This is a genomic window from Pseudomonas sp. MF6755 (genome assembly GCF_016405635.1).
In the GTDB taxonomy this organism is placed as follows: Bacteria; Pseudomonadota; Gammaproteobacteria; order Pseudomonadales; family Pseudomonadaceae; genus Aquipseudomonas; species Aquipseudomonas haemolytica.
In genome coordinates this window covers 236,019-253,275 of sequence record NZ_JAEKDA010000009.1, presented here as the reverse complement: position 1 = coordinate 253,275, position 17,257 = coordinate 236,019, and the positions used below count along the sequence as shown (strand labels likewise).

The following is a 17,257-nucleotide window of genomic DNA, read 5'->3' as shown; positions in this document are numbered from 1 at the left end:
TCAGTTCGCTGCGCCGCGTGGCAAGGCCATCTGCAGCAGGTTGGATTCGGTGGCCTGTTCGCGCCGTTGTTCGCCACGCAGGGCGCCTTCGCACAGCACTAGGATGCGGTCGGAAATACCCATCACTTCCATCAGGTCGCTGGACACCACGATCACCGCAATGCCGCTGGCCGCCAGGTTATGGATGATCTGGTAGATCTCTGACTTGGCGCCGATATCGATGCCACGGGTAGGCTCATCCAGCAGCAGGACCTTCATCGGCATCGACAGCCAGCGGCCAAGAATGGCCTTCTGCTGATTGCCGCCGGAGAGATAGAGGATCTTCTGCGCGGCGTTCGGGGTTTTGACCCGCATCGCCTGGATCTGCCGGTCGGCGTTGCCCTTTTCCCAGCCGTCGCGCAACAGCCAGCCAAAGGTGGAGTGCGCCGCGCGGGCACTGATGTTGATGTTTTCGGCAACGCTGGCCAGCGGGATGATGCCTTCCTTCTTGCGGTCCTCCGGGCACAGCAGCACCCCGGCGGTGATGGCGTCGCGCGGTGAGCGCAGGTGCAACGCTTGCCCGCACAACGCCAGGCTGCCGGCGCTGGCGCGCTCCAGGCCGCTGAGCAGGCGAAACAGCTCGGTGCGCCCCGCGCCCACCAGCCCGAACAGGCCGAGGATCTCGCCCTTGCGCACCTGGAAACTGATCGGCTCACGCAGGCCCGGGCCGAGCAGGCCATCGACCTTGAGCGCCACCTCGCCGTGTTCGCGTGGGCGGTAGTCGTAGATGTCCTGGATATCGCGACCGACCATGCAGGTCACCAACTGGTCGTGGGTCAGCGTGCTCATGTCATCGAAGGTGCGCACATAGCGACCGTCCTTGAACACCGTCACCGCGTCGCAGATACGGAACACTTCCTCCATGCGATGGGACACGTAGAGCACCACTTTGCCCTCGTCACGCAGGCGCGCGATGATCGCCATCAGCCGGTCGATTTCCCGCGCCGACAAACTGCTGGTCGGTTCATCGAAGGCGATCACGTTGGCGCCACGGGACAGCGCCTTGGCGATTTCCACCAGTTGGCGCTGCCCCAGGGACAGACGCCCGAGCTTCTCGTCGGGGTCGATCTCATCGGCCAGGCCCTTGAGACACGCCAGCGCCTGCTGGCGCAGCAGGCCGCGGTTGACCACGCCCAGGCGCGTCGGCAAGTGCCCGAGGAACAGGTTCTCGGCGACGCTCATTTCCGGCACCAGGTGCAGTTCCTGATGGATCACCGCGACGCCGCTGGCGATGCTGTCGGCGGCGTTTTTGAACGCCATGACCTGCGCGCCGATCTGTACGCTGCCGCTGCTGGGGATGTAGGCGCCGCCGAGGATCTTCAGCAGCGTCGACTTGCCCGCACCGTTCTCACCCATCAGGGCGTGCACCTGCCCCGGGTGGGCGGTGAAGCTGATGCCATCCAGCGCCTTGACCCCGGGAAAGGCTTTGCCGATCGCGTCAAAACGCAGGGCCGCAGCGGTCATTTCCACAGCCCGATCTTGGTCAGTTCTTCCTTGAAGTTCTCGCGGGTGATCAGGGTGACTTCGTCCATGGCGGTATATTTCGGCGGTTCAGTGCCTTTAGTGACCCACTCGTACATCATCAGCGCGGTGTTATAGCCCTCGATGTGCGGGCTCGGCAGCATGGAGCCGAAGAAACCGCTGTCAGCTTTCTTCAATTCGCCGATGGCGTCGGTGCCGTTAATGCCGATACCGATCACGTTGGCTGCCTTGAAGCCGGCGCTTTCAGTCGCGCGCACGCCGCCGAGCACGGTGTTGTCGTTCATGCCGCCGATGATCAGGTTTTTCGCGCCGCTGGGCAGCTTGACCAGGGCTGAGTTGGTGGCGTCCATGCTGCCGGGTACGTCAAGAGTCTTGAGGGCGGCAGTGAGGATGTGGTCCTTGGGAATGCCGGCTTCTTCCAGGGATTTGATCGAGCCGTCAGTACGTTTCTTACCGGTGTCGAGTTCGTTGAAGGTGTTGATCACCGCGTAGGTGTCCTTCCAGTCCCAACCACGCTTTTTCGCTTCGGCGGCCATGGCGGCGCCCTGCTTCTGGCCCACTTCGAAGGCGGCCATGCCCAGGTACGGCACGTCCTCCATGAAGTTGCCCTTGGCATCAACAAAGCGGTCATCCACGGCCATCACTTTCAGGCCATTGACCTTGGCCTTGGCGACGATGGCCGGGCCCAGGGACACGTCCGGCGGGCAGATGACAAAGCCCTTGGCGCCGTTGGCGGCCAGGCTGTCGATGGCCGAGAGGGTTTTCTCGCCGTCGGGCACGGCGATCTTGATCACGGTGAAACCGTGTTCCTTGCCGGCTTTTTCGGCGAACGCCCATTCGGTCTGGAACCAGGGCTCTTCGGCCTGCTTGACCAGAAAACCGATCTTCACTTCTTCAGCGCAGACGATGCTGCTGAGGCTGCTTAAAGCAACGGCGGCAGCCAGAACGCGTAGAGCCTTTTTCATGAACGACACCTCTTGTTGTTGTTTTTGAGTCTTGGGTTTAACCGGCGAAACGATGGCAAGGTTTGCCAGGGATATCGACTTCAATGGCCAACAGCGCACCGTCCAAAGGGTGGTCCAAGGGACTCGCGGCACTGGTGATATACAACGTGGTCAGGTCAGGCCCACCGAACACGCAACTGGTGGGACGGCTGACAGGCAGTTCGATGATGCGATCCACCTCACCACAAGGCGTCAGGCGCAGCAGGCAACTGCCGTCCCAACGGGCATTCCAGATGTAGCCCTCGGCGTCCATGGCCGAACCGTCCGGCCCGCCGCGCTCGTGGGGCCCGAACCACACCTGCGCGGGGTCGAGTTGGCCGTCGGGCTGGATCGAATACCGGTACAACGTGGCATCCATGCTGTCACCGAAATGCACCTGAGCGCCGTCTTCGCTCCAGAGCAAGGTATTGGGAATGCCCAGGCCGCTGAGCAGCGACGTGACCGTGGCATCGGCATCGATGCGGAACAAACCACCGGAACGCTGGGTGATGGGCAAGTCCTCGCCTTGCTCACCGATATTGTTCTGCATGGTGCCCAGCCATAGCCGGCCCTGGGCATCGCAGCGCGCTTCGTTGCCACGGTTGCCCGCTTGCGGGTCTGCCACGCAGAGCAGGGTCAGCGCTTCGGTGGCCAGGTCCAGGCGATACACGCCGCTGCTCAGGGCCACCAGCGCATCGCCGCTTTCACAGGGAATAAACGCCGAGAGGTGCTCGGGCAACTGCCAGGTCCGCACTTGCCCGCCCATCAGGCGCAGGGCCTGTTTGGCGGCGATATCCACCCAGTACAGGGCCTGGGACGGTATGTCCCAGAACGGCCCTTCGCCCAACCGGGCACGGTGTGGGGTCACTGCTCTGAACGACATGAAGCCTCCTGGTGACTTACAGCGATTCACGAGATGGCGTGCCATCCACCAGCCGCTGGATACGCAATGGGTTGGCGTTTTTCAACGCGTCGGGCAGCAGGCTATCAGGGTAATTCTGGAAGCACACCGGGCGCAGGAAGCGGTGGATGGCCAAGGTGCCAACCGAGGTACCACGGGCGTCGGAGGTTGCCGGGTACGGACCGCCGTGGACCATCGAATCGCAGACTTCGACGCCAGTGGGATAACCGTTGAGCAGGATGCGTCCGACTTTCTGTTCCAGCAGCGGCGTGAGATCGGCGAACAGTTGCAGGTCAGTCGGTTCGCCGATGATGGTGGCGGTCAATTGCCCGTGCAGCCCCTGCAAGGCGGTGCTGAGTTGGGCCTGGTCGGCAACTTCGACGAACACCGTGGTGGGGCCGAACACTTCTTCCTGCAGCACTTCGTCGCCGTCGATCAACAGCCGTACATCTGCCTTGAACAGCTGCGGTTGAGCCTGGTTGCCCGATTGCGCGTTACCTGCCAGGTGCTGGATGCCGGGGTGGGACAGGAGTTTTTCCAGGCCCTTGCCATAGCTGCCCAAGGTACCGGCGTTGAGCATGGTCTGCGCCGGTTGCGCGCCGATCAATTGCGCGACCTGTTGAGTGAACGCCGTGAATTGTGGCGAAGCGATACCGATGACCAGACCGGGGTTGGTGCAGAACTGGCCGCAGCCCTGCACTACCGAGGCGGTCAGGTCGCGAGCCACGCTTTCGGCGCGGGCGTGCAAGGCCTGGGGCAGTACGATCACCGGGTTGATGCTCGACATCTCGGCGAACACCGGGATCGGATGCGGGCGCGCCGCTGCCATATCGCACAGGGCACGACCGCCTTTGAGCGAGCCGGTAAAACCCACCGCCTGGATCGCCGGGTGCTTGACCAGCGCTTCGCCAACGCCTGCACCGAAGATCATATTGAACACGCCAGCAGGCATCTCAGTGACCTCAGCGGCACGGATGATTGCATCGGCCACCTGCTCGGCCGTCGCCATGTGCCCGCTGTGGGCCTTGAACACCACCGGGCAGCCAGCCGCTAGCGCTGCTGCGGTATCACCGCCGGCCGTTGAAAACGCCAGGGGAAAATTACTCGCGCCAAACACCGCAACCGGACCTAGGCCGATTCGGTATTGGCGCAGGTCCGGGCGTGGCAGCGGCTGGCGATCCGGCAGGGCCTTGTCGATACGCGCACCATAGAAATCACCTCGACGCAGCACCGTGGCGAACAAGCGCATCTGGCCACTGGTGCGCCCACGCTCGCCCTTGATGCGCGCAGCGGGCAGCGCGGTTTCGCGGCAGACCAGCTCGATGAAGTTATCGCTCAGGGCATCCAGCTCGTCGGCTATCGCGTCCAGAAACTGCGCACGGCGCGCGGCACTCAACGCCCGGAAAGCCGGATACGCAGCGGCGGCGGCCTTGGCGGCGGCATCGACCTCTTCGGGCGTTGCCTGGTAGAAATCCTGCGGCAAGGCTTCACCGCTGTTGGCATCGACGCTTTGCAGCTTGACGTTGCCATTGGCGCTGCGCTGACCGCCGATGTAGTTGTGGCCGAGGAACTGGGTCATGTTGATCTCCTTAAAGGGGGGTGACTTGGCCGGGTTCAAATGCCGCATCGCTGCTGCCAATACCGTTGATCAACGGCGCGCCGAATTCAGCCTGGCTGATCTCGAACACGTCGCCCGGCTGGGTACGTATACCGTCGGCAAATGACAGGGTGGCGGTGCCGAAAAAGTGAATGTGCACATCGCCCGGCTTGAGGAACTGGCTGTATTTGAAGTGGTGGTATTCAAGGTTTTCCAGGCTGTGGCACATATTGGCCTCGCCACTGAGAAATTCGTTCCGCCAGATTTCCTCGCCGTTGCGCAGGATGCGACTGCTGCCGGCCAGGTGCCGGGGCAGCTCGCCTACGCGCAGCTCCGGCCCATAGCTGCAACTGCGCAGCTTGGAATGGGCCAGGTACAGGTAATTCTTACGTTCCATCACGTGGTCGGAAAATTCGTTGCCCACCGCAAAACCCAGGCGGTAGGGTTTGCGGTCGTGGCCGATCACGTAAAGGCCGCCGATCTCAGGCTCCTCGCCGGCGTCTTCGGCAAACGGCGGTACCGGGAAGGCGGCGCCTGGGCGTACGACGATGCTTCCGTCGCCCTTGTAGAACCACTCCGGCTGTACGCCCGCCTGCCCCGCCGCAGGTTTACCGCCCTCCACGCCCCACTTGAAGATGCGCATGGTGTCGGTCATGGCGCTGTCGTCACCGGCCTGCTGGTGCATCTTGTCGCGGGCCGAGGCGCTGCCGAGGTGGGTCAGGCCGGTGCCAGTGATCAGCATATGGCTCGGGTCCGGGTGGTCCAGTGGTGGCAGGACTTTCAACTCGGCCAGCAGCGCGGTGTAGTCATGGCTGTCGCCCAGGCCCAGGTCCTGCACCTTTTGCGCCAGGCCCACGCGGGCTTCGATAGCGGCCAGCGCCAGCTCGCGCACGCTATGGGCGCCCTGCACTTCCCGCAGCCTATCGCCTTCCGCCACGCCGACGCGGCGCTCACCGTTGCGCAACTCGAACTGAACTAGACGCATGCATTTTCTCCAGGGTTTAAGTACGTGTGGCGCCACGGGCGCTGGCGGCGAATTGGTCGACGGGCAGCACGTGCTTGCGCTCCAGCACGCGATAGACCACTAAGGTCAAGACCAGCCCGAACACCATCACGCCGGATAAGAAATACAAGCCCGAGTCCAGGTTGCCGGTGTACTCCTTGAGCGCACCGATCACGAACGGGCCGATGTAGCCGCCGAGGTTGCCCACCGAGTTGATCAAGGCGATGCCCGCTGCGGCGCTGGCTCCGGCGAAGAAGCGCCCCGGCAAGGTCCAGAACACCGCGGTGCAGGAAAACAGCGCGAACGCCGCCAGGCACAGTGCAGCCATCTGCAGCACCGGCACACTCAGCCAGGCGCTGCAGAACAGGCCAATGGCGCCGAGCACGTACAGCACAGCAAGGTGGCCGTAACGGTCGTTCAAGCGGTCGGAACTGCGCGGAATGATCAGCAGGCCGATGATGCCGAAGATATACGGCACGGCAGAGATGAAGCCGGTGGTGAGGTCGCTGCCGCCGAACTGCTTGATCAGGGTCGGCAACCATAGGCCAAGGCCATAGATGCTCAGGGTCACCGGTAGGTAGAACAGCGCCAGCAGCAGCACGCGCTTGTCCTTGAGGGCATGCAAGGGGTTGCCATGACGGGTCTGGCCGAAGGCCTGCAGGTCTTTTTCCAGCTCGCCGGTGAGCCAGGCTTTTTCATCCGCGCTCATCCAGCTGACGTGTTTCGGGCCGTCCGGCAAGTAGCGCAGCACCGGCCAGGTCAACAGGATCGCCGGGGTGCCGATCACGATAAACAACCACTGCCAGCCGTGCAGGCCAAGAATGCCGTCCATGCCGAGCAAACCGCCGGACACCGGGCCCGTGATCATCATCGCGATGGGCTGGGACAGGATGAACAGCCCGAGGATCTTGCCGCGATGGCGCACCGGGAACCATTGGGTGATGTAGTACAGCACGCCGGGGAAGAACCCCGCCTCCGCCGCGCCGAGCAGAAAGCGCATCACATAGAAACTGTGCGGCCCCTGCACGAAAGCCATGCCGATGGTGATAGCGCCCCAGGTGATCATGATCCGCGCAAACCAGCGCCGCGCGCCGAAGCGGTCGAGCATCAGGTTGCTGGGAATTTCGAACAGGAAGTAGCCAATGAAGAACAGCCCGGCGCCGAGGCCATAGGCGGCGTCACCGATGCCGACGTCGGCGCCCATGTGCAGCTTGGCGAACCCTACGGCGGAACGGTCGACGTAGGCGATCAGGTACAGCAGGATCAGGAAGGGAATCAGTTTCAGCGTGATGCGCCGAATAAGCCGCAATTCCTGGCTCATGGGGTCGATCTCCGATTGTTGTTTTTATAGAAGCTCGGGGGACGCCTCTCGCGAAATCCGCCAGGGTCATGCCTCAGTTGAGATAGACTATATAGTAGGACTATTTACAAAACAACACTTCCAAAGCGTCGATTTTGCGCTTATGTTTAAGCACGAATAGAACATATAGTCATACAATAAGAGAATCGATCATGCCTGACAAAACGCCCGGCCTCCGCTCTGCCCAATGGTTTGGTACCGCCGACAAGAACGGCTTCATGTACCGCAGTTGGATGAAGAACCAGGGCATTGCCGATCATCAGTTCCATGGCAAGCCGATCATCGGCATCTGCAACACCTGGTCGGAGCTGACCCCGTGCAACGCGCACTTCCGCCAGATCGCCGAGCACGTCAAGCGCGGCGTGATCGAGGCCGGTGGCTTCCCGGTGGAATTCCCGGTGTTTTCCAATGGCGAATCGAATCTGCGCCCCACCGCCATGCTCACCCGCAACCTGGCGAGCATGGACGTGGAAGAAGCCATTCGCGGTAACCCCATCGACGGCGTGGTGCTGCTGACGGGTTGCGACAAGACCACCCCGGCATTGCTGATGGGTGCGGCCAGTTGTGATGTGCCGGCCATCGTGGTCACCGGCGGGCCGATGCTCAATGGCAAGCACAAGGGCCAGGACATCGGTTCGGGCACGGTGGTGTGGCAGCTCAGCGAACAGGTCAAGGCCGGCACCATCACCCTGGATGATTTCCTCGCGGCCGAGGGCGGCATGTCGCGCTCGGCAGGCACCTGCAACACCATGGGTACTGCCTCGACCATGGCCTGCATGGCCGAGGCACTGGGCACGTCCCTGCCCCACAACGCGGCGATCCCGGCAGTGGATGCACGGCGCTATGTACTGGCGCATATGTCCGGCATGCGGGCGGTGGAGATGGTGCGCGAAGACTTGAAGCTGTCGAAGATCCTCACCAAGGAGGCGTTTGAAAACGCCATTCGAGTAAACGCGGCCATCGGCGGTTCGACCAATGCGGTGATCCACCTGAAAGCCATCGCCGGGCGCATCGGGGTTGAACTCGACCTGGATGACTGGACCCGCATCGGCCGCGGCATGCCGACCATCGTCGACCTGCAACCCTCCGGGCGGTTCCTGATGGAAGAGTTCTACTACGCCGGTGGCCTGCCCGCCGTTCTGCGCCGCCTCGGTGAAGCCAACCTGATTCCCCACCCCGACGCCTTGACCGTCAACGGCAAGTCCCTGGGCGAGAACACCCAGGACTCGCCGATCTATGGCCAGGATGAAGTGATCCGCACCCTCGACAACCCGATCCGCGCCGACGGCGGCATCTGTGTACTGCGCGGTAACCTGGCACCCCTGGGTGCGGTGCTCAAGCCATCGGCGGCCAGCCCGGAGCTGATGCAGCATCGCGGCCGCGCGGTGGTGTTCGAGAACTTCGACATGTACAAGGCACGCATCAACGACCCGGACCTGGACGTAGACGCCAATTCGATCCTGGTCATGAAGAACTGCGGGCCCAAGGGGTACCCAGGCATGGCCGAAGTCGGCAACATGGGTTTGCCGGCCAAACTTCTGGCCCAGGGCGTGACCGACATGGTGCGCATCTCCGATGCACGCATGAGCGGCACGGCATACGGCACAGTGGTGTTGCATGTAGCGCCGGAAGCCGCTGCCGGCGGACCGTTGGCCACGGTGCAGGAAGGTGACTGGATCGAACTCGATTGTGCCAACGGCCGCCTGCACCTGGACATCCCCGACGTCGAGCTGGCCGCACGCATGGCCGACCTGGCGCCGCCGCAGAAACTCATTGTTGGCGGTTATCGCCAGCTGTACATCGACCATGTGCTACAGGCCGACCAAGGCTGCGATTTCGACTTCCTGGTGGGTTGCCGTGGCGCCGAAGTCCCACGGCATTCCCACTAATTGGGATGCTATGATGCGGCGAATCTAAGCCAGAGCCTCCCCGTCGTCATGGATCACCAGCCGCCCAAGCCGCGCAAGAGCCAGCATGCCCAAATCGTTCAGGACTTGGGCATGCACATCGTTTCCGGTCGCTTCAAGCCCGAAGAACGGCTGCCCATGGAAGCCACGCTGTGCGAGGAATACCAGGTCAGCCGTTCGGTATTGCGCGAGGCAACGCGAGTGCTGAGCGCCAAGGGCCTGGTCTACTCCAAGCCACGGGTAGGCGCGGTGGTGCGGCCACGCTTGAAATGGCACCTGCTCGACCCCGACGTGCTGTCCTGGTTGATGCAATCCACGCCCCACAGTGAGTTCTTCAATACCCTGGCCGGGGTGCGCCGCATCCTGGAGCCGGAAATCGCCGCCATGGCCGCGACCACCGCCACCGACGAAGACATCGCCACCATCGAACAAGCCTACCAGGGCATGGAAACCGCGCAGACCCACGAACAGCTGTTGCAGGCTGACCTGGACTTCCATCGCGCGATTGCCGACGCCACTCGCAATGACCTGCTCGCCTATATGTGCAACATGCTCTCACTGCCATTGCGTGAGTCGATCAACATCACCAACCGCCGCCCGGATATCCAGGGCCTGAGCCTGCCCCGGCACAAGGCGATCCTCACCGCGATTCAGAACCGCGATGCACTGGGCGCGCGACATGCGTCGCTGGTGCAACTGGATGACACCCGAGTGGCGCTGGATACGGTGATGAATGTGTTGACGCCGTTGTAATCCCGCGCTGTCGCGCCGCCCCGCTCACATTTTGCAGCGCTGTGCGGCACGTTTCAGCGTTTAGGCGATTGCCTTGGCTACCTCAGCGATAGCGTTCCAACCAATGCGCATAAGGCGCCGGCAAGGTCCACGACGACTTCTCAACGCCCAGTTCCTTGGCGGCAAAGTACGCCCAATGCGGATCGGCCAAGTGCGCACGCCCTACCGAAACCAGGTCCAGGTGCCCGGCCTGCAATGCGCCTTCGGCCAGTTGTGGCGTGCCGAAGCCCCATGCAGAAGTGACCGGAATACCGGCTTCACGGCGCACACGCTCAGCAATCGGCCCCATGAAGGCCGGGCCCCACGGGATGTTGGTGTCAGGAATGGTGAAACCGACGCTGACGCTCAACAGGTCCAGGCCACCGTCCTTGAAACGGCGAGCCAGTTCGATGGACTCGGTGAGGGTCTGTTCATCACGGCCGTCGTATTCGATCACACCGAACCGAGCGGTAAGCGGCAGGTTTTCCGGCCAGACTTCACGCACGGCGGCCAGGGTTTCCAGGAGGAAGCGGCTGCGGTTATCGAAGCTGCCACCGTAGGCGTCGGTGCGCTGGTTGGAATGCTCGGAGAAAAAGCTCTGGCCCAGGTAGCCGTGGGCGAAGTGCAATTCGATCCATTCAAAACCGGCATCACGGGCGCGACGGGCGGCGTCGACGAAGTCCTGCTGGACGCGAGCGATATCGTCCAGGGTCATGGCACGCGGCACGTTGGGCAGGTTGGCACCGAACGCGATGGCGGACGGGGCGATGGTTTCCCAGCTGCGCACATCGGAGGCCGGGATATGGTCATCACCTTCCCAGGGCCGGTTGGCGCTGGCTTTGCGGCCGGCGTGGGCGATCTGGATGCCCGGTACCGAACCTGCGGCCTTGATGGCCTTGACCATCGGCACAAACGCCTGGGCATGGGCATCGCTCCAGATACCGGCGCAGCCCGGGGTAATACGCCCTTCAGGGGCGACTGCGGTGGCCTCGACCACCAGCAGGCCGGCCCCACCACGGGCCATGCCGGCCAGGTGTACGTGGTGCCAATCGTTGACCATGCCGTCGTCGGCCATGTATTGGCACATCGGCGGGATGGCAATGCGATTGCGCAAGGTAACGTCTTTAAGTTTGAACGGTTCGAACAAAGCGGACATCAGATACTCCGGGGAAGGGTGTGTGATTCGATAGTTCGATGGTAATCGAACTATGGTATTGAACGCTACCCCCCTGTTATGATCCGCCCCATGCGAGCCTTCAAACACCCTACCCTGCAAGAATTGACGCTTGAGCGCGTGCTCTACGCCCTGAGCGACCCCGTACGCCTTGAAATCGTGCGCTGCCTGGCCGGCGTGCCCGAAGCCACCTGTGGTGAACTCGATGGCGGGCGGCCCAAGTCCAGCATGTCCCACCACTTCCGGGTATTACGCGACGCCGGCCTGGTGCACACCCGCAATGTGGGCACCACTCATATGAACTCATTGCGTCGTGACGAGTTGGAGAGCCGCTTTCCCGGGTTGCTGGCAAGTATTCTGTCGCAGCTGTAGAGGGCGCCAGCGCGTCAGGCCACGACCGGTTGTAGCAGCGCACCGTCCAGATGCACGCAGTCCTTGCCGTTGCGCTTGGCGCCATAAAGATTCTTGTCCGCCATCTTGAGCACCGCCGACAACTCGTCCCCCGGCGAAAAACGCGCCATGCCCGCACTGCAGGTGTAGTTATGCGGTGCGGCGACACTGCTGCGGATCGCCTGCAACAAGCCCAGGGCAAAGTCACAGGCCAGTTCCGGGTCATCGCCCTGCAACAACACACCGAACTCTTCCCCGCCGATCCTTCCAAAGCTGTGGCTACCCTTGGCGTTTTTCAGGCAGACGGCCATGGCACGCAAAATCTTGTCACCTACGTCATGGCCATACAGGTCATTTTTTTCTTTGAAGCTGTCGATATCCAGCATGATGAAGTAGCCGCCCTGACCACCGCAGAGCAACTTTTCGAAGCTTTGCATAAAGGCGCGTCGGTTGAGGATGGAGGTCAGGTAATCGGTTTCGGCCAATGCGCGAAACTCACTTTCCACCAGCAATACCGAGCGCAGGTTTTTCAAGTAGGAATAACTCAAGATAAACCCGATGGACACCGAAGAAGCACAAAACATCAGCAGATACACCTCGGTGCCTGCATATATATCGGCCTGCATCGGCGGCCACAGAATCAGCCAGACCAACAGGGCGCTGGCCAGATAATCCTGGACACTGATAAACAAGATGGCACTGCCCACTGCCAGGGTGACAGCCAACGGCAAGCCATAAAGACGCAACTCTTCATTCAAGCGAACGATATAGGCGAAGCCGACGGACAACAGCACCATATAAGTCACGCCCAGCATCCGCCACAACAGAAAGTTCGCCGTCACCGCATGCAGCCGGCAAACCGCCAAGAGGCCAACCGTAAGGCCCAACATATAAATATCCAACTTCAGGGCCGGTTGAATCAATAGCATGCCTATCCAGGCAATGATCCCTATCCATTCGGCTTGCGTTACCGCCGGCGACAGCAAACCGCGCATCCTGGGCCGCAACTTCAAGTTAGTAGGCATCCTTACGCTCCCATCTCAATAGCATGCAGGCCAACCGCAAATGAAAAGGCCATGAAGCGCTTTACCAGACTGGCGAAAGGTGGCAGGACTTCCAGCCGGGTCTTGGAGTGGGCCTTGAAATAGCCCTTCTCCACGCCCTCCTGCACCATGCGGATAATGTGGGTCTTGGACACGGAAAGTTGCTTGGCCAATGCCAGGTAGGAAGACGACCTGAAGGTGGCTCGGTCATTGTCTGGCGCAAAAGCATCGTTATAGATGGCCAGCATCAACAGATGCCCGGCGTCTCTTTTGACCAGCCAATAACACTCAGGCAGCAATACATCTACCGTCAACTCGGAGGCGAGGATCACGGCGAAACCTTTGAAATAGAGCGCCAGGAACCCGCGATCATCGAGATCGCGCATCTGCCGGAAAATCTCTCTTTCCGGGTACAGCTGCGCCAACGACTCGGTGAGGGCCGTCAACATCAAGCGCGCTTCACGGCAGGCTTCATCGGAGGGTGAGTAGACCCTGAAGCGACTGTCTTCGGGGTGTGGTGCAACCTCCATGAACCCCAGCGCCCGCAATAGCAGGAAGATTGATTCCAGGCTGTTTTTCGAACAATACCTGCGCGTCACGCACAGGGTTTTAACTTCTGCCAACAACGGCAGTGGCGTGGAAAAGTACTGGCTCAATAACGCGAACGACACCATCAAGCGGCTGTATTTAAGTGCACTCTTGTAGAAAAACGGTCGTCTCGAATAGGGCACGAGCAGCACGTGGTAATGCGCTCTCATGCACGCTTCAAAATCCCTATGACGTTCGAGTGCTTGCGCGGTATTACACATAGCTGACTTCAACGAACTGACACGCATGAAAGAGCCCTGATCAACCAACTTTATTCCACTGATCTCGGCTACGAAATCCCTGCAGCCAGGCCCCAAAACAAATCACGGCATTAACCCTACGGTTGATGGCTATTTGCCCCGAACGCAATGTACAGCGATTGCCGCACCAGACGTCATCAGTACCAAAGTTGTTCCGAATTCAACTGATCTTCGGCACGCACTTGCGTGAAACCTCTCGTCACATTCTCCAGAGATATTGACCGAACAACTAATCGATTCAGCGCGCTGCGAACCTTCCCTCTCCCGCGACGTCGTAACAGGGCATTGTTGCCAACCATCCGCCGCGAGGTTCTCGTTTGAAAGCTGCCGTCCTGAAGAAATACCGCCTGATCATCAAGACCATGGGCTATGTGGGTTGGTCCCTGTTCTGGCTGTTGTTGTGGGACGTGGCGGTGACGGTGGACTTCATGCTGTTTCTCACTACCAAGATCAACCTGCCGCTGATGCCCTTGACCCTGCTGGGTTCGGCGCTGGTGGTGCTGATCAGCTTTCGCAACAGCAGCGCCTACAACCGCTGGTGGGAAGCGCGCACGCTGTGGGGGGCGATGGTCAACAACTCGCGCAGTTTCGCCCGGCAAGTGCTGACCTTGCTCGATGACACACCGGGTGAGGTAAACCCGGTCAAGTCGACGCTGTTGCGCCGTCACGTGGCCTATGTGAATTGCCTGGCCGCGCACCTCAAGGGCCAGGCCTGCCCGGAAGAAGTGCGGGCTTTTATCCCTGCCGAGGAATTTGCGCGCAGCGGTGCCACCAATAACTTTGCCAATGACATCCTCACCGGCTCGGCCACGTTGCTGGCCCGTGAATACCAGGCCGGGCGCCTGGACAGCATCCGCCTGGCACGGCTGGAGTCGACCCTGGTGGATTTGTCCAACGCCCAAGGCGGCATGGAGCGAATTGCCAACACGCCACTGCCCTACCCCTACGTGTACTTCCCACGGCTGTTCATTTCGCTGTTCTGCCTGATCGTGCCGGTGGGCCTGGTGGAATCACTCGGCTGGTTCACGCCGCTGGCTTCCACGGTGGTGGGCTTCATGCTGCTGGCCATCGAGCGCATCGGCACAGACCTGCAAAGCCCGTTCAACGCCAGCGAACACCAGATCCAGATGGAAAGTATCTGCGAGACCATCGAGAAGAATTTGCAGTCGATGCAGCGTGATGCGTTGGCCTGACTGAGACGATCATCACCGCAGTTGTAAAAGACTATTGCAAGGCACAATGTACTAACTGGTTACTTATATTGCTAAAATCGCGCTTTGCCCTCTCACCTTCGAGTCCTGATCGATATGAAACGAGCATCGCGCGCCGCTGGCGTCTCTAGATTCTTACTGCTGGGCCTGGGCGTGGTCATCGCCCTGCTCGGCGTGGCACTCGCCGTGGGTGGCGCCAAGCTGGTCAGCCTGGGCGGTTCCTGGTATTTCCTGGTCGGCGGCGCGGCAATGGCGGTCGCTGGGCTGTTGATTGCCCGGCGCAAACCGGCGGGCGCGTGGTTGTTCGCCGCGTTCCTGCTGGGCACCGCCGTGTGGGCGGTGGCGGATGTGGGCCTGGTGTTCTGGCCGCTGTTTTCGCGGCTGTTCATGTTTGCGGTGATTGGCCTGGTGGTGGCGCTGGTGTATCCGCTGCTGGTGGGCCGCCCTGCACGCGGCGCCTATGGCATTGCCGCCGTGATGGCGGTGGGCGTAGCGGTTGCGGCGGGCAATATGTTTGTCGCGCACCCAAGCGTGGCGCCCACCGGTAATGGCCCGGGCATCACCCCGGTGGCCGCGGCCGATGCGCAGAAAGACTGGGCACACTACGGCAATACTGAAGGTGGCAGCCGTTTCGCCGCGCTGGACCAGATCAACCGCGACAACATCGACAAGCTCAAAGTCGCCTGGACCTATCACACCGGTGACGTGGCCATCAGCGACGGCAACGGTGCCGAAGACCAACTGACGCCACTGCAGATCGGCAACAAAGTGTTCATCTGCACGCCGCACAACAACCTGATCGCCCTGGATGCCGACACCGGCAAAGAGCTGTGGAAGAACGAGGTCAACGCTAAATCGGCGGTGTGGCAGCGTTGCCGGGGCATGGCCTATTTCGACGCCAGCGCGCCGATTGCCCAGCCGACCCAGCCCAACAGCTCGCCGATCATTGCCGCCAGCGTGCCTGCCGGCGCGCAGTGCCAGCGTCGTCTGCTGACCAACACCATTGATGCGCGCCTGATCGCCGTAGATGCCGACACCGGCAAGTTCTGCGAAGACTTCGGCACCCATGGCCAGGTCGACCTGAAAGCCGGCCTGGGCAATGTGCCGGACAGCTATTACCAACTGTCCTCGGCGCCCCTGATTGCCGGCACCACCGTCGTCGTCGGTGGCCGCGTCGCCGACAACGTCCAGACCGACATGCCCGGCGGCGTGATCCGTGGTTTCGATGTGATCAGCGGCCAGATGCGCTGGGCATTCGACCCGGGTAACCCCGAAGACAAGCAAGCACCTGCCGCGGGCAGCACCTACGTGCGCAGCACCCCGAACAGCTGGGCACCGATGTCTTACGACCCACAGATGAACACGGTCTTCCTGCCGATGGGCAGTTCGTCCACCGACATTTACGGTGTCGAACGCACCCAGCTCAACCACAAATACGGTGCTTCCGTGCTGGCACTCGACGCCTCCACCGGTGCCGAGAAGTGGGTGTACCAGACCGTCCACAACGATCTGTGGGACTTCGACCTGCCGATGCAGCCAAGCTTGATCGACTTCACCCCTCCGGGCAGCGACAAGGCGGTACCGGCCGTGGTGATCGGCACCAAGGCCGGGCAGATCTATGTGCTCGACCGCGCCACCGGCAAGCCGCTGACCGACGTGCAGGAGGTAGCGGTCAAGGCCGCGAACATTCCCAATGAACCTTACTCGCCAACCCAGCCAAAGTCCGTGGGCATGCCACAGATCGGCGCGCAAACCCTGACCGAATCGGACATGTGGGGCGCCACGCCGTATGACCAGTTGCTGTGCCGCATCGACTTCAAGGGCATGCGCTACGACGGCTTGTACACCGCGCCAGGCACCGATAAATCCCTGAGCTTCCCGGGCTCCCTGGGCGGCATGAACTGGGGCAGTATCTCCACCGACCCAGTGCACGGTTTTATCTTCGTCAATGACATGCGCCTGGGCCTGTGGATCCAGATGGTGCCATCGCAGAACAAGGCCCAGGCCTCCTCTGGTGGTGAAGCGCTGAACACCGGCATGGGCGCCGTGCCGCTCAAGGGCACGCCTTATGCGGTGAACAAGAACCGCTTCCTGTCGGTGGCCGGCATCCCCTGCCAGGCGCCGCCGTTCGGCACTCTGACCGCCATCGACATGAAGACGCAGAAGGTCGCCTGGCAAGTACCGGTGGGCACTGTTGAAGACACCGGCCCGCTGGGCATTCGCATGCACCTGCCGATCAAGGTGGGCCTGCCGACCCTGGGCGGTACGCTGTCGACACAGGGTGGCCTGATCTTTATCGCCGGCACCCAGGACTTCTACCTGCGCGCCTTCAACAGCGGCAATGGCGATGAAATCTGGAAAGCCCGCTTGCCAGTCGGCAGCCAAGGCGGCCCGATGACCTATGTGTCGCCGAAAACCGGCAAGCAGTACATCGTGGTCACCGCCGGCGGCGCACGCCAGTCCACCGACCGTGGCGACTACGTGATCGCCTACGCCCTGCCGTAACAACCCCTCTGTTTGCGCGGTGCTCCCGCACCGCGCTTTGTGT

At 61.6% G+C, this 17,257-nt stretch carries 14 protein-coding genes; 5 read left to right on the top strand and 9 right to left on the bottom strand.

The annotated features are described in order from the left end of the window. Genes araG through JFT66_RS14325 form a run of 6 tightly spaced genes read right to left on the bottom strand, consistent with a single transcriptional unit; the run spans position 1 to position 7,326 of the window. A complete protein-coding gene (araG, locus tag JFT66_RS14350; protein WP_198859493.1) occupies positions 1-1,503 on the bottom strand; it encodes an L-arabinose ABC transporter ATP-binding protein AraG in 1,503 nt (500 codons plus the stop codon). After that, positions 1,500-2,486 (bottom strand): substrate-binding domain-containing protein, encoded by a 987-nt coding sequence (locus JFT66_RS14345; protein WP_153838410.1) that lies wholly within the window; start codon positions 2,484-2,486, stop codon positions 1,500-1,502. Before JFT66_RS14345 ends, araG begins: the two co-directional genes overlap by 4 nt. A gap of 37 nt (positions 2,487-2,523) precedes the next feature. Beyond that, positions 2,524-3,387 (bottom strand): SMP-30/gluconolactonase/LRE family protein, encoded by an 864-nt coding sequence (locus JFT66_RS14340; protein WP_198859492.1) that lies wholly within the window; start codon positions 3,385-3,387, stop codon positions 2,524-2,526. A gap of 16 nt (positions 3,388-3,403) precedes the next feature. After that, positions 3,404-4,984 (bottom strand): aldehyde dehydrogenase (NADP(+)), encoded by a 1,581-nt coding sequence (locus JFT66_RS14335; RefSeq protein ID WP_198859491.1) that lies wholly within the window; start codon positions 4,982-4,984, stop codon positions 3,404-3,406. Positions 4,985-4,994: 10 nt separating this feature from the next. Further along, positions 4,995-5,987 (bottom strand): AraD1 family protein, encoded by a 993-nt coding sequence (araD1, locus tag JFT66_RS14330; RefSeq protein WP_198859490.1) that lies wholly within the window; start codon positions 5,985-5,987, stop codon positions 4,995-4,997. A 16-nt stretch (positions 5,988-6,003) separates the two neighbouring features. After that, entirely contained in the window at positions 6,004-7,326 is a 1,323-nt protein-coding gene (locus JFT66_RS14325) for an MFS transporter (RefSeq protein ID WP_198859489.1), read from the bottom strand. 191 nt (positions 7,327-7,517) lie between these two features. Here JFT66_RS14325 and JFT66_RS14320 point away from each other — a divergent pair, with 191 nt between their 5' ends. Together JFT66_RS14320 and JFT66_RS14315 are read left to right on the top strand one after the other, a co-directional pair. Beyond that, positions 7,518-9,254: an IlvD/Edd family dehydratase gene (locus JFT66_RS14320; protein ID WP_198859488.1), complete on the top strand. Its 1,737-nt coding sequence runs from the start codon at positions 7,518-7,520 to the stop codon at positions 9,252-9,254. A 48-nt stretch (positions 9,255-9,302) separates the two neighbouring features. Beyond that, a complete protein-coding gene (locus JFT66_RS14315) occupies positions 9,303-10,025 on the top strand; it encodes a FadR/GntR family transcriptional regulator (protein ID WP_034119145.1) in 723 nt (240 codons plus the stop codon). Between the two features lie 82 nt (positions 10,026-10,107). On the opposite strand, the gene JFT66_RS14310 is transcribed toward JFT66_RS14315, so the two are convergent. Further along, positions 10,108-11,199 (bottom strand): NADH:flavin oxidoreductase/NADH oxidase, encoded by a 1,092-nt coding sequence (locus JFT66_RS14310; RefSeq protein ID WP_153838414.1) that lies wholly within the window; start codon positions 11,197-11,199, stop codon positions 10,108-10,110. A gap of 90 nt (positions 11,200-11,289) precedes the next feature. On the opposite strand from JFT66_RS14310, the gene JFT66_RS14305 reads away from it, so the two are divergent. Continuing rightward, a complete protein-coding gene (locus tag JFT66_RS14305; RefSeq protein ID WP_052224569.1) occupies positions 11,290-11,589 on the top strand; it encodes an ArsR/SmtB family transcription factor in 300 nt (99 codons plus the stop codon). Between the two features lie 14 nt (positions 11,590-11,603). Here the strand turns inward: JFT66_RS14305 and JFT66_RS14300 are convergent, their stop codons facing one another. After that, the gene (locus JFT66_RS14300; protein WP_198859487.1) at positions 11,604-12,632 is read right to left on the bottom strand and encodes a GGDEF domain-containing protein; all 1,029 of its coding nucleotides are present in this window, start codon (positions 12,630-12,632) and stop codon (positions 11,604-11,606) included. A 2-nt stretch (positions 12,633-12,634) separates the two neighbouring features. Continuing rightward, positions 12,635-13,486: a hypothetical protein gene (locus tag JFT66_RS14295; RefSeq protein ID WP_198809726.1), complete on the bottom strand. Its 852-nt coding sequence runs from the start codon at positions 13,484-13,486 to the stop codon at positions 12,635-12,637. A 329-nt stretch (positions 13,487-13,815) separates the two neighbouring features. On the opposite strand from JFT66_RS14295, the gene JFT66_RS14290 reads away from it, so the two are divergent. Both JFT66_RS14290 and JFT66_RS14285 read left to right on the top strand, forming a co-directional pair. Then, on the top strand, positions 13,816-14,691 hold the full coding sequence (locus tag JFT66_RS14290) for a bestrophin family protein (protein WP_153838416.1): 876 nt from the start codon (positions 13,816-13,818) through the stop codon (positions 14,689-14,691). Between the two features lie 114 nt (positions 14,692-14,805). Next, positions 14,806-17,214, top strand: coding sequence for a glucose/quinate/shikimate family membrane-bound PQQ-dependent dehydrogenase (locus tag JFT66_RS14285; protein ID WP_198859486.1), 2,409 nt, complete (start codon positions 14,806-14,808; stop codon positions 17,212-17,214). The last annotated feature ends 43 nt before the right edge of the window (positions 17,215-17,257 follow it).